10 protein-coding genes are annotated in these 12,888 nt (G+C 68.1%); 2 read left to right on the forward strand and 8 right to left on the reverse strand.

Annotated elements, in window-relative coordinates; all coding sequences use genetic code 11:
* Nucleotides 1-266 precede the first annotated feature (266 nt).
* The 3 genes from B5F70_RS02800 to serC form a co-directional block, all read right to left on the reverse strand.
* A complete protein-coding gene (locus B5F70_RS02800; protein ID WP_087204043.1) occupies nucleotides 267-1,523 on the reverse strand; it encodes a DUF1015 domain-containing protein in 1,257 nt (418 codons plus the stop codon).
* Between the two features lie 189 nt (nucleotides 1,524-1,712).
* The gene (locus B5F70_RS02805) at nucleotides 1,713-2,876 is read right to left on the reverse strand and encodes a phosphoglycerate dehydrogenase (protein WP_087204044.1); all 1,164 of its coding nucleotides are present in this window, start codon (nucleotides 2,874-2,876) and stop codon (nucleotides 1,713-1,715) included.
* A gap of 9 nt (nucleotides 2,877-2,885) precedes the next feature.
* Nucleotides 2,886-3,980: a 3-phosphoserine/phosphohydroxythreonine transaminase gene (serC, locus tag B5F70_RS02810; RefSeq protein WP_087204045.1), complete on the reverse strand. Its 1,095-nt coding sequence runs from the start codon at nucleotides 3,978-3,980 to the stop codon at nucleotides 2,886-2,888.
* Between the two features lie 230 nt (nucleotides 3,981-4,210).
* Here serC and B5F70_RS02815 point away from each other — a divergent pair, with 230 nt between their 5' ends.
* Nucleotides 4,211-5,050 carry a metallophosphoesterase family protein gene (locus B5F70_RS02815; protein ID WP_087204046.1) on the forward strand — a complete coding sequence of 280 codons (840 nt, stop codon included), beginning with the start codon at nucleotides 4,211-4,213 and terminating at the stop codon, nucleotides 5,048-5,050.
* 71 nt (nucleotides 5,051-5,121) lie between these two features.
* Here B5F70_RS02815 and B5F70_RS02820 read toward each other — a convergent pair whose 3' ends face one another.
* Both B5F70_RS02820 and B5F70_RS02825 read right to left on the reverse strand, forming a co-directional pair.
* Nucleotides 5,122-6,594 (reverse strand): lipopolysaccharide biosynthesis protein, encoded by a 1,473-nt coding sequence (locus B5F70_RS02820; protein ID WP_241145882.1) that lies wholly within the window; start codon nucleotides 6,592-6,594, stop codon nucleotides 5,122-5,124.
* Between the two features lie 349 nt (nucleotides 6,595-6,943).
* Nucleotides 6,944-7,264 (reverse strand): MGMT family protein, encoded by a 321-nt coding sequence (locus B5F70_RS02825; protein ID WP_087204047.1) that lies wholly within the window; start codon nucleotides 7,262-7,264, stop codon nucleotides 6,944-6,946.
* A gap of 196 nt (nucleotides 7,265-7,460) precedes the next feature.
* Between B5F70_RS02825 and B5F70_RS02830 the strand changes: the two genes are divergently transcribed.
* Nucleotides 7,461-9,104, forward strand: a complete 1,644-nt coding sequence (locus B5F70_RS02830) for an L-lactate permease (protein ID WP_087204048.1) — start codon at nucleotides 7,461-7,463, stop codon at nucleotides 9,102-9,104.
* Nucleotides 9,105-9,409: 305 nt separating this feature from the next.
* On the opposite strand, the gene B5F70_RS02835 is transcribed toward B5F70_RS02830, so the two are convergent.
* The 3 genes from B5F70_RS02835 to B5F70_RS02845 all read right to left on the reverse strand — a co-directional run bounded on the left by B5F70_RS02835 (nucleotide 9,410) and on the right by B5F70_RS02845 (nucleotide 12,677).
* Nucleotides 9,410-10,252: an HAD-IIB family hydrolase gene (locus B5F70_RS02835; RefSeq protein WP_087204049.1), complete on the reverse strand. Its 843-nt coding sequence runs from the start codon at nucleotides 10,250-10,252 to the stop codon at nucleotides 9,410-9,412.
* A gap of 33 nt (nucleotides 10,253-10,285) precedes the next feature.
* Entirely contained in the window at nucleotides 10,286-11,335 is a 1,050-nt protein-coding gene (trpS, locus tag B5F70_RS02840; protein ID WP_087204050.1) for a tryptophan--tRNA ligase, read from the reverse strand.
* A gap of 97 nt (nucleotides 11,336-11,432) precedes the next feature.
* Entirely contained in the window at nucleotides 11,433-12,677 is a 1,245-nt protein-coding gene (locus tag B5F70_RS02845; RefSeq protein ID WP_087204051.1) for an MraY family glycosyltransferase, read from the reverse strand.
* Between the last annotated feature and the right edge of the window lie 211 nt (nucleotides 12,678-12,888).

A 12,888-nucleotide genomic window follows, 5' to 3' on the forward strand; every position in this document is an offset into this window, starting at 1 on the left:
GTGAACCCGGTGCTGGGAAGGGCACCGAATCGCGTCTTTTCGGGTTCACTACCTCAATTCTTGCAGGAAACAACGGCGGGGATGCGGTCGGGTTCATTACCGCACGTTTTGCATGAAACCCAGGGGCGGGTTCACTACCGCGTTTTTTGCCTGGGATACAACAAGTGGGCCCGAGATCGCATCTCGGGCCCACTGCTTCGCCTCTAGCTTGATGTGGTTTGTCGTGCAACCGCGCAGCTCAGCGCGCAATCGTACAGCCTGGTGGCTCAGCGCGCGATGCGGTGGATGAAGAGGCCGCTACGTAGCTTAGGCTCAAACCAGGTCGATTTGGGCGGCATCAAAAGGTCGGCGTCCGCTACGGCGAGGAGCTGGTCGATCGTCGTGGCACACAGGGAGAACGCGACGCCGTCTGCGCCTGCGCGGCGCTCAAGCTCGGCGGTGCCGCGGATGCCGCCGACAAAGGAGATGCGGGCGTCCTCGCGCGGGTCGCCGATGCCGAGGATGGGGCCGAGCACGCGGTCCTGCAGAACCGACACGTCCAGAGACTCGACCGGTCCCGCCTGCGCAACGGCAGAGGCGAGTTCGGGCGTGAACGAGAGACGGTACCAAGATCCTGCCGTGAAGAGGCCCATCACGCCAACCTCGGTGGATTCGACCGGCTCGGACGATGGCTCAACGGTAAAACCAGCCTCGTGGATGCGGGCGATGAGCTCGTCTACGCTCAGGCCGGCGCGGTCGGACACAACACGGTTGTAGGGGAGGATCGTGAGCTCGCTTGCCGGGAAGAGGACGGACAGGAAGTAGTTGAAGGGCTCCTTGCCGGTGTAGGTGTCCGCCTCCTGCGCAGCGGCGCGCATCTCGTGCGCCACGCGCATGGCGGAGGCGGTGCGGTGGTGCCCGTCGGCGATATACGCGCAGGGTACGCGGGCGAACATCTCGCGTATGGCCTCAACGCTCTCGGGGCGGCGCACCTCCCAGACGCGTTGGCGCACGCCCTCCTCATCGGTGAAGTCGTACAGTGCTTGACCGGTCTTCACCTGCGCGAGGATAAACGAGAGCACCGGTTCGTCGCGGTAGGTGAGAAAAATGGGGCCGGTCTGGCAACCAAGCGCGCGGATATGCTCGATACGGTCGCGCTCCTTCTCGGCGCGCGTGTTCTCGTGCTTCTTGATGATGCCCCGGTCGTATTCGTCGACCGAGCAGATGGCGACGACGCCCGTCTGTGTGCGGCCGTTTTGCGTGAGCTCGTAGAGGTAGTAGCTCATCGACGGGTCCGCCTGGTAGATGCCCTCATCGATGCGCTCGTGCAAAAGCTCGGCGCCGCGGGCGTAGACCTCGGGTGCGTACATATCCGCGTCGGGGGCGAACTGTGTCTCGGGACGGTCGATGGCAAGAAACGACAACGGGTGGTCCGCCACGTAGGCGGCAGCCTCGGCGCGGTCGAAGACGTCGTAGGGGAGCGCGGCCACCTCGGCTGCCCGCTCGGGTACCGGGCGGATGCAGGGGAACGGCAAAACCTTCATGGTGATCCTTTCAGCATTGTGGAGCCGGTGCAGGGTGCACCCGGACCATGTATGCCCTATTGTACCGTCCGCACAGGTGGTGCCGGCGGTCTTGTGTCCCTTGCCGCAATCCCTTACGCGGCGATGACCCACCCCTGCCCGTCGCTTTGCGCGCGGAGCAGCTACTTGCGCGGCGCCTTACGCGTTGCCTTACTTGATTACGCGCACGCGGTAGATGGCAGGAATCTGTTTCAGGGCCTCGATGGTGGAGGAATCGAGGTGCTCGTCGGTATCGAACATGGTGTAGGCGTTCTCGCCGGCGCTCTCGTTCACCATACGCTGCACGTTGGCGTTGTCCTTCGCGAGGATGGCCGTGATCTGGCCGATCATGTTGGGGACGTTGGCGTGCAGGCACGCGATGCGGCTCGCGGCGCGCGCCTTGCCCATGGAGCAGGCGGGGTAGTTGACCGAGTGGGCGATGTTGCCGTTCTCGAGGTAGTCCTTGAGCTCCGAGATCGCCATGTCGGCGCAGAGCGCCTCGGCCTCGCCCGTGCCGGCGCCCGAGTGCGTGGTGATGAACGTGTTGGGCATGAGCACGGTCTTGGGAGTGGCGAAGTCGGTGGCGAACCAGGAGAGCGTGCCCTCGTGGAGGGCGGTGTCGACGGCGTCCTCGTCTACGATGGTCTCGCGCGCGAAGTTGATGAGGATGGCGCCGGGGGCGAGGAGCGCGAGCTGCTCGGGCCCGATCATCCCTATGGTGTCGGCCTTGCTCGGCACGTGGAGGGTGAGGTAGTCGCACCCGCGGCACAGATCCTCGAGCGTGCCGACGCGCTGCACGTCGCGCGAGAGCTCCCAAGCGTGCTCGACGGAGATGAAGGGGTCGTAGCCGTACACCTCCATGCCGAGCGTGACGCAGGCGTTGGCCACCTTGGAGCCCACGTTACCGAGGCCGATGACGCCCACGCGCTTGCCGGCGAGCTCGCGGCCGACGAACGCCTTCTTGGCGCGCTCGGCCTCGACCATGATGTCGGGGTCGGCCTCGTGCGTGCGCACCCACTGCATGGACTGCACGATGCCGCGGCTCGAGAGGATCATCATGCAGATGACCATCTCCTTGACGGCGTTGGCGTTGGCGCCCGGCGAGTTGAACACCACGACGCCCTGGCGCGCGTATTCCTCCACGGGGATGTTGTTGACGCCCGCGCCGCAGCGCGCGATGGCGCGGATGCCCGCGGGGAGGGTGACGCCGTGCAGGTCGGTCGAGCGCATGAGGATGGCGTCGGCCTCGTCGATGTCGTCGACGAAGTCATAGCCGTCGCCAAAGGTGACGTCCCCGTCCTTGGTGATGTCGTCGATGGTCTTGATATGGCGCATGGGTTGCTCCTAACGGTGGGCGTCTTCGAATTCGCGCATGTAGGCGGCGAGGGCCTGGACGGCCTCGAGCGTGACGGCGTTGTAGATGCTCGCCCGCATGCCGCCCGTCGAGCGATGGGCGCGCACGCCCTCGATGCCGCGCGCGCGGGCGCCGGCGATGAACTCCTCGTCGAGCTCCTTTGTCGCGCAGCGGAACGTGACGTTGGCGATCGAGCGCGAGGCGGGCTCGGCATGGGGGATGAAGACGCGGCTGCTGTCGAGGAGGCCGTAGAGGACGGCCGCCTTCTTGCGGTTTTGCGCCGCGAGCGCCGCGAGACCGCCCTCGTCCTCGGCCCAGCGCAAGATCTTGCCGGTGAGGTAGATGCCGAAGGTGTTGGGCGTGTTCATCATCGAGCGCGCGTCCGCCTGGCGCCGGTAGCTCATATATGAGGGGCAGGCGGCGAGGGCGGGGCCGTCGCCGATGAGGTCCTCGCGCACGATGACGACGGTGGTGCCGGCCGCGCCGGCGTTCTTCTGCGCGCCCGCGTAGATGAGCCCGTAGCGCGCGACGTCGATCGGCTCCATGAGAAAGCAGCTCGACACGTCGGCCACGAGCGGCACGTCGCCCACCTCGGGCAGCTCGTGGAACTGCGTGCCGTAGATGGTGTTGTTCTGGCAGAGGTAGACGTAGTCGAGGTCGCCCTCGGCGGCGCGCGCGGCGACAGGCGCGAGGTCGGGGATGCGGTCGTGGCCGGTCTTCTCGCTCGAGGCGAGGACCTCGACCTCGCCGTACTTCGCGGCCTCCTCGGCGGCGAGGCACGAGAACAGGCCCGTCACGAGGTAGCCGGCGCGGCCCCGGCGCATGAGGTTCAGGGGGATGCCGGCGAACTGGAGCGTCGCGCCGCCCTGCAAGAAGAGCACGCGGTAGGTGTCGGGGATGGCCATGATGCGCCGGAGCGTCGCCTCGGCGTCCTCGATGACCTGCGAGAACGCGGGCGTGCGATGGCTCATCTCCAAGATGGACATACCGGTGCCGCCATATTCCAGAAGCTCGCTCTGGACCTCGGACAAGACGCGCTCGGGCAGGGCCGAGGGACCGGCGGAGAAGTTGTAGACGCGGGACATGTATCGTGCTCCTTTGCGGTTGAGCGCTGCTGCGGGCAGCCGTGCGCGGCGTGGCGACGGGCCCGTGCGGACAGATGACCGTAGCCTAGCATAGTACGGCAGGCGGCCGCGCGCGGGCGCGAGGCGGCCTTCGGCGGCGGGCGGGTTAACGTGCAGGAAACGTTTTGCCCACCGGACGCGCCCGGGCGCCCGGCGCCCCGCCTATAATGGGGGAGACGTGAGGAGGACCTATGGCGACCTACGTTACCTCAGATGCGCACGGCCACGTGCGCGCCCTCGACCGCGCCCTCGAGCTCGCCGCGCCCGGGTCGGAGGACACCGTCTTCGTGCTGGGCGACATGGTGGACCGCGGACCTGACCCGGTGGGGGTCATCCGCCTGGTGCGGAGCCTGCCGGGCGCACAGGTCCTGATGGGCAACCACGAGCGCATGATGCTCGACGTGCTGGCCGAGACGGGTGGGTTCGACGACTTCATCTGGGGGCTCAACGGCGGCGCCACCACGGCGCGGGGGTTCGACCGCCTGCCGCCGGAGGAGCTCGGCGAGCTGATCGACTGGATCGCCCATCTGCCGCTCTTTGCCGTCGTCGAGACCGACGAGCGGCCCTGGATCCTCGTGCACGCCGGCATCGACGCGCTCGAGGCCCGCGGGTACCTCGCCACGGCGGGCGTCGCCGTGAGCGATGAGGAGGGCGCCGCCGCGGCGACGGCCGACGACCTGCGCGCCATGATGGCGAGCCAGGACCCGGAGACGCTCCTGTGGACGCGCGCGGAGTTCTGGAGCGTTCCGACGGGTCTTGTGGGGGCGGACGGCCGGGGCCCTGTGGTGGTTGCCGGGCACACGCCCTCGATCTACCTCGAGCACTTCGCCGATGCGCCGGCATGCCCGGGTGTCAACGAGGACGGTCTGGGCCAGATGGTGCCCGTGGGCGCGTGCACGGCGACGGGCGGCGTGGCAGACCGCATCGACATCGACTGCTCGGCTGCGGCGGGTGCGGGCCAGGGGCGCGTGGGCGTGCGCCGGCTCGAGGACGGGGCCGTGTTCTACGCGGCGATCGAGCCGGGCGAGTAGCCAGGACCTGCTGCGCGCCCCGCGGCGGCACCGCCCGCCCGACCGGCGCCCGACCCTCTCCGGCCGGGCGCCTACCGGTCCCTAAACGGGTTGCGCTCTCGGGCGATCGTCCGCTGGATGCGCCCGTACTCGAGGGCGATGAGGACAAAGAGCACCGCCATGGTCGCGAGATAGCTCCAGACCGCCCCGGCGAGTCCTAGGAGGTTCACGAGGACGAGCGAGAGGACGAGCGCCGCGGCGGTCGCGATCAGGTAGAGGCGGATGACGCCGTCCTGCCGGCGCAGGATCGCGATGACGGCGTAGAGGAAGTCGATGCCCGCCGTGATGCCCCCGGCGACGATCATGAGGAACGAGAGCAGGGCGAAGCGGCCGAAGTCGACGCCGTAGAGGATGCTCATGAGGGGCAGGCCGACGGCGTGCATGACGAGCGCCATGACGGCCGTGATCGCGGCGATGACCGCCATGACGGCGACAATGATGAGGTTGAAGCGGCGCCGCTTGCGCGGATTCGCCCAGATGCTCGCGAGCCGGAGCAGCTGCGGCTTGTAGAGCGCGCCCACGGTGAGCAGGATGCCCTGCGCCGGGAAGTAGAGCGCGTTGAAGTAGAGCTGGTTCTCGTAGGCGAGGGCGCCCTCCATCACGAACTTTGGGACGCTCTCGATGAGGTTGAAGAGGAAGAGCGCGCAGAACAGCGGGAAGCACTGGCGGAAGATGAGGCCGACCTCCGAAGCCGCGACCGGGCGCGACTTATCGGTCTCGAGCAGGGCGAGCGGCGCGGTGAGCAGCCCCAGGCTCGCGACGGCGGCGACGGCCATCACGACCGAGGCGACCGCGAGGCTGCGCGTGACGAGAAGCGCGAGGGCGAAGGCGGCGACGGCGCCCACCGAGCGGACCGTCTGCGAGATGCCGGCGAGGTAGAGCTTGTCGGCCTGCTGGAGGCGGCCCTCGTAGACGTCGGCGATGCCGTCGACGATCTTGTAGATGAAGACGCCCGCGCAGATGATCGCCATCTGGGCGTCGTAGCCGCGCACGGCGACGTAGAGCACGCCCGCGACGGCGGCGATGAGCGCGATGGCGGCGCGGTGCGCCTGGTAGGAGGCGAACGAGCAGGCCTCGTCGAGGTCGGAGACCTGGAAGGTGCGGACGCCGTAGTACACGGCGATCATGAGGAGCGTGCCCACGATGAACGCCATGGAGAACATGCCCGCCTCCTCGACGCCGGCGAGCTGCGTGGCGACGACGGTGAGGGCGGGAAACGTGAGGCCCCAGCTGGAGGTGCCGAGCGTGTTCCACATGTAGTCGCGGCGCCCGAGGTGCGAGGCGTAGCGCTCCTCCTGCTCGCTGAGTGACCCTTCGAAGACGGCCTCGAGAAGGCGCGTCCACCAATCGTTGACGACGCGGGCGATAAACGGCTCGTCGCCGGTGCGGCTGCGCCGCCGGCGCGTGCGCGCGGGTTCATCGGTTGGGTGCGCGTCGGCCTGCACCCGCGGTGCAGGTCTCGGCGTGGGCTTGCGGTTCTCGCCTAGTCGGGGCAGGATGGGCACGGCGCTCCCTCTCATCGTCAGCGGTCAATCGTCGAATTATACCGTGCGCGCCCCGCAGGAGGGCTGAAGCGCGGGGCCGCGCCCCGCATCTCGACGGGTCCCGTGCCCGGGCCCGGCGCGCTCGCTGCAGACTGAAATCTTTTGAACCTGTTTGTCACAATCGGGCGCGGCCAAGCGTCTTCATGATGAGGGCCCAAAGAGAAAGCCGACAGGTCGGATGGGAGTGGGAGAGAGCCAAGCGTACGTCCTCACGGTACAGCCCTAAGCGGATTCGGACGTAGCCGCGCTGGCGGCGCGGAAGATTCAGGCGAGCGTTCCTGTCGGTGGGCACCGCGGGGGCGCAACTCGCCTAGAGCCCGGCCGGCCAGCGACAGCACGTGAGGTCGACTTTGCCGTTGGCGCGGAAGCGCACGCCCTCCGCCTCGAGCAGCGCGCGCTGCGCACCCTCGCCGCCAAAGGCGAAACCGGCGCAGAGGCTCCCGTCGGCAAAGACGACGCGATGGCACGGGACGACGCCCGGGCGCGGGTTGGCGTGCAGGGCAAAGCCCACGTACCGTGCGCGCCGCGGAGCGCCCACGAGCCGTGCGATCTGACCGTAGGTGGCGACCATCCCCGGGGGAATTTGCTCCACCGCCCCGTAGACGCTCTCAAAGAATGCACCGCGCTCCATCGTTCCTCCCGTCCTCAACCGTCGCAGTTCCCGCCAGGATGCGGCCGCAGGCTCCTTCTGGCGACCGCACTCGGCGGCGCCTTTTGCCCGCACCCGACGGCGCGGCTGCCGATTAGGCGCCATGGTAGCAGACGGCGCGCGCCCTTGCGGTATCCTTCTAAGGCGTGTTGATCGCTGTTCTGGTTGGGAGAACCTGATGGATGTTCTGTCCTTCGTGCTGGCCCTCGTGCCGATCCTCTGGCTTGTGGTGGTGCTGCTCGTGTTCCGCTGGCCCGCGTGGCGCGCCGCCGCGGGCTCGCTTGTTTTGAGCTGCGTGCTTGCGGCGCTGTGGTGGCATCTCGGCGCCCTCGAGGTGGCGACGGCCGTGGCCGAGGGCTTCCTCATGGCGCTCTGGCCCATCGTCATCGTCATCATCGCCGCCGTCTTCACCTACAACCTCTGCGTGCGGACGGGTGCGATGGACGTCATCGGTCGCATGATCACCTCGGTCTCGGCCGACCGGCGCATCCTGGCGCTGCTCATCGCTTGGTGTTTCGGCGGCTTTATGGAGGGGATGGCCGGTTTCGGCACCGCCGTCGCCATCCCGGCGGGCATGCTCGCCGCCCTCGGCTATCCGCCGCTCTCCGCGGTGCTCATGTGCCTTCTCGCCAACGGCGTGCCGACACCGTACGGGTCGATCGGCATCCCCACGGTCTCTCTGGCCGACCTGGTGGGGCTCGATGCCGCCGACCTCGCTTTCACGCAGATGGTGCAGCTGGCGCCCTTCTTCATCGTGGCGCCCGTCCTCATCGTGCTCGTCGCCGGGAAGGACGTGCCGGGCTCCGGCGTCGCCCAGCGCCTGCGCGGCGTGATCGGCGTGGCGCTCGCCGCCGGGGTATCGTTCACCGTGCCGGCGCTCGCCGTCGCCGCGCTGGTGGGCCCCGAGCTCACCGTGGTGGTGGGGAGCATTTGCTCCCTCGGCGTCACGGCGGCGCTCGGGCGCGCTGTCGAGCGGCGCGGCGCGCTCGACGAGGCGTACCGACTGGGAACGGGTGAGAGCGCTCAGGCGGGCCCCTCGGCCGGCGCCCCGGAGAGCGCCCCGACGGGCTCTCAGACCTCGTCTCCCGTCGACGCCCCCGCCGCGCCCCTCACCCTCGGCGCCGCCCTGCGCGCCTGGTCGTGTTTCATCCTCATCTTCTTGTTGCTGCTGGGCACCTCGAAGCTCGTCGCGCCCGTCAACGCCGCCCTCGCGCCGCTCTCGACAACGCTCACGGTCTACAGCGGCCCTAATCCCGGATCGCTGAGCTTCAGCTGGGTCAACACCCCGGGCGTCCTCATCATGGTGGCCGCCCTCGTGGGCGGCGCCATCCAGGGGGCGACGCCGCGCGTGATGGGGGAGGTCCTCGTCGCCACCGTCAAGCAGATGCTGCCCACGGTTGCCACGATGCTCGCCGTGCTCGGTTGCGCCAAGGTCATGGGATACGCCGGCATGATCTCGTCTATATCCGCCTTCTGCATCGCGGTGGCGGGCGGGCTCTACCCGCTTCTCGCCCCGTGGATCGGGGCGGTGGGGACGTTCGTCACCGGCTCCGGCACGAGCTCGGGGATGCTCTTCGGTCAGGTGCAGGCGCAGGCGGCCGAGGCGCTCGGTGCCGACCCCGTGTGGACGGTGGGCCTCAATTCGCTCGGCGTCGCGGCGGGCAAGATGCTCTCGCCCCAAACGCTTGCCATCGGGCTCGCCGCCGTGCGCGTGCGCGGCAAGGACGCCGAGCTCCTGCGCGCGGTGGCCCCCTACGCGCTCGGCTTCCTCGTCGTGATGTCTATCATCGGCATGGCGGGAAGCGCCCTGCCCCTCTGGTAGGCGACGCTGTATAACAGTAAGCCGTGGGTAACTTATGGAGGACCCGTGGAGGGTTCGGGCGGGGAACGGCGATGTCACATAGTTTGCTATAGTTAACTCAACGACGGAGCAGGTACCAGGCGATGAAATAACCTCTTCGTCGAAGCGGATCGCATCCCTCCCCTCTGTGCGATCAACGGTGTTTGCGGCAGGGCCCGCCATCTGAATGAGATGGCGGGCCCTGCGCAGTTCTGGCAGTTGTGGGACGGGGCGGCTTCAGGCAGCATGCGCGCGGGCGCGGGGGAGCGCAAGCAGAGGCGCGCAAGCTATGCCGCTCGATGCTCCGGCTCGATAAAGCGCGCGACAACCTCGGCGAGCGCGCCCGCCTCGCAATCGGTGTCGAGGATGACGTCGCAGGCGGATCGGATGTCGTCGGTGGCGTTGGCGACGCCCACACCGAGCCCCGCCGTGCGGATGAGGGCGAGGTCGTTGGCCGAGTCCCCCATGCCGATGGTGTCTGCCACATCGATTCTGAGGTGCGCCGCGAGGTGCGCGAGGCCCGTGCCCTTGTCGATGCCCGCCGGCATGCACTCGGCATAGCGGTTGGACGAGAACGTGATGTCGATGGGGAGGTCGGGCATCGCCGCGGCGGCCTCGGAGGCAAGGCGCTTCACCTGGGCGAAGTCGGGATCCATGTAGAGGATCTTGACGATGGGCTCGCCGTCCGCAAAGCCGAGGTCCCGCCAGCCGTCGTCGACAAACTCCACGCCGGCGACGCCCTCGATCGCCCGGCGCTCCGCCTCGGGGGCGAACTGGATGAGGATGCGGCCGCTCGGCGTATAGGCGTGCACGCACTGGCGGCGCTCGAGCGCGAAGCCGTAGAGGGCGTCGGCGGTGGGCTGGTCGAGCGTGGTGGAGATGAGCGGGCGGGCGTCGCCCCAGCGGTTGATGAAGGCGCCGTTGTACGAGATCACGTAGCCGCCCTCAAAGAGCGCAGGGTCCACGTCCGCAAAGCTCGCTACGATGGAGGGGTAGGGGCGCCCCGAGCACGGGACGAAGGGGACGCCGAGCTCCTTCAGACGCTCGAGCGCGGCGACGTTCTCTGCCGGCAGGCGATGGCCGGCGCCGAGCATGGTCTCGTCCATATCGCTGGCGATCAGGCGGTACATGGCCACTCCTTTCCAAAGCGCCCGGCGGCGCCGCTAGTAGACCATCCCCATGGCCTCGCGCACCTCGTCGAGCGTGCGCTCCGCAATCTCGTTGGCGCGGCGGTTGCCTTCGGCGAGGACGTCCCTCACATAGGAGAGGTCGCCCTCAAACTGGTGGCGGCGCTCGCGGATGGGGGCGAAGTAGCTGTTGACGGCTTCGGTCACGTACGCCTTGAGGGCGCCGGAGCCGCCCATGCCGATCTCGGCGGCGATGTCCTCGGGCGCGCGGCCGGTGCAGATGGCGGCGGTCGAGAGCAGGCCGGAGACGCCGGGGCGCTTCTCGGGGTCGAAGGTGATCATGCGCTCGGAGTCGGTCTGGCTCTTCTTGATGCGCTTCGCCGTCTCCTCGGCGGTCATCGAGATCGAGATGGCGTTGCCGTAGGACTTGCTCATCTTGCGTCCGTCGAGGCCGGGCAGAAGCGGGGTCTCGGAGAGCAGGGCGTCCACCTCGGGGAAGACCTTGCCGTAGCGGTTGTTGAAGCGCCGCGCGATGAGGCGCGTGAGCTCGATGTGCGGCAGCTGGTCGCGACCTACGGGCACGATGTTGCCCTTGCAGAACAGGATGTCGCACGCCTGGTGCACCGGATAGGTGAGCAGAAGGCCGGTGAGCTCGTGGCCCGAGGCCTCCATCTCCGCCTTGACGGTGGGGTTGCGGGCGAGCTCCGCCTCGGAGACGAGCGAGAGGAACGGCAGCATGAGCTGGTTGCACGCAGGGACCGCGGAGTGCGCGTAGATCATGGTCTTGTCCGGGTCGATGCCGCAGGCCAGGTAGTCCATGATCATGTTGTAGACGTTGTCCTGGATGTGCTCGGTGGTGTCGCGGTCGGTGATGACCTGGTAGTCGGCGATGAGGACGGCCGTGTTGACGCCCTTGTTCTGCAGCTCCACGCGACGCTTGAGTGTGCCGAAGTAGTGGCCGAGGTGAAGCCTGCCGGTGGGGCGGTCGCCCGTGAGCATGCGATAGGCGCCGGGGTTCTTCTCGAGGTCGGCCGCGATCTGCTCGCTGCGCTTCTGCGCGGTCTCGTAGCTGCGTTCGTTGGGCATGGGTCTCTCCTAACTCGGGTGCTGATGGGGGTAGCGCGGGAAGGACCCGCAAGGCGGCGCGGGGAGCGGGGCTCCCCCGGTCCGCGGGCGCGGAGTCTTAAGGCCGATCGTGGTCGTGCAGATGGTCCTGAAGCCGTTGGAGCTCCTCGCGGACCTCCTCGTGGCGCTCGGTGCGGGCGCGCTCGGCCGCCGCGGCTTCCTCCACAAACGCGGGGTCGTCCGGCGTGACGAGCTCGTCTTTGTGCGTCTTGGGATTGTAATGGTGGCGGAGCACCGGTTCAAACAGGTGCAGGCGCATGGCAAAGAAGGCTGAGCATACGAGGAGCACGATGAAGATGACGATGCGCGCCTCGATGGGCACCTGGTTGATGAGGGTGGCGCCGAGGGCGAGCAGGATGCACCACGCGTAGATGAGAAGCACCGCCTGGCGCTGGTCGTATCCCTCTTGGATGAGGCGGTGGTGGATGTGGCCCTTATCGGCCTGGCCGATGCTCACGTGCGCGCGCTTGCGGCGGACGATGGCGGAGAGCGTGTCCAAGATGGGCACGCCGGCGACGATGAGCGGGATGAGGAGCGACGTGAGCGCCGCGGTGCGGCTGACCGAGAGGAGCGAGATCATGCCGAGGGCGAAACCCAGAAGGAGCGAGCCGGCGTCGCCCAGAAAAATGCTCGCCGGATGGAAGTTGTAGCGCAAGAAGGCGACGCACGAGCCGAAGAGCGCGATGGAGAGCGCCGCCGCGTCGCCGCGGCCGGAGAGCACGGCGAAGCCGAACATCGCGAGGGCGGCGATAGCGGAGATGCCCGTCGCCAGGCCGTCGAGCCCGTCGATTAGGTTGATGATGTTAGCGAAGGCGACGAGGTAGACGACCGTGATGGGGTAGGCGAGCCAGCCGAGGTCGATGTAGTCCCCGGGAACGAACGGGTTGACGATGCTGCCGATGGTGAGGCCGCCGGCGGCCGCGACGATGGCGGCGACGACCTGCCCGGCGAGCTTGGCGCGCGGTCTGAGCGATACGACGTCGTCGATGGCGCCCGTCGCGGTGATGATGCAGACCGAGAGCGCGAGGACCGGGTAGTTGACGGTGAGGCTCGGGTGCGGGACGAGGGCGGACGGCCAGCCCCAGTACCAGGTGCCGAATACCTGCAGCGCGCAGGCGACGACGAGCCCCGCGAACACCGCAAGGCCCCCCATGCGCGGCACGGGCTCGGTGTTGATGCGCCGCTTGGAGGGGTAGTCGACCGCGTCGAGGCGGATGGCGAGGCCCTTGACAGCGGGTACGAGCAGAAGCGTCGTCAATGCCGCCGCGGCCGCGAGGCATATGTAGGGAACGAGCGAATCCATAGGGGCAAAACCGCCGGGAGTCGGGGACGAATATGCTGCGACGGCGCCCCTCCGGCGGGGGAGCGGTGCCGAATCACACTCCATGATACTCGAAGCGGGCGTGCGGGTGAGGTGCGGCGCCGATCGACCACGCAGCTATCAGAATTGCGCGGCCAAATGTGCCCCAAAAGCAACAATATAGGCTTTTACGTGGAGAAATGTGTTGTTCAGA

The organism is Collinsella sp. An268 (assembly GCF_002159765.1).
Classification (GTDB): Bacteria; Actinomycetota; Coriobacteriia; order Coriobacteriales; family Coriobacteriaceae; genus Coprousia.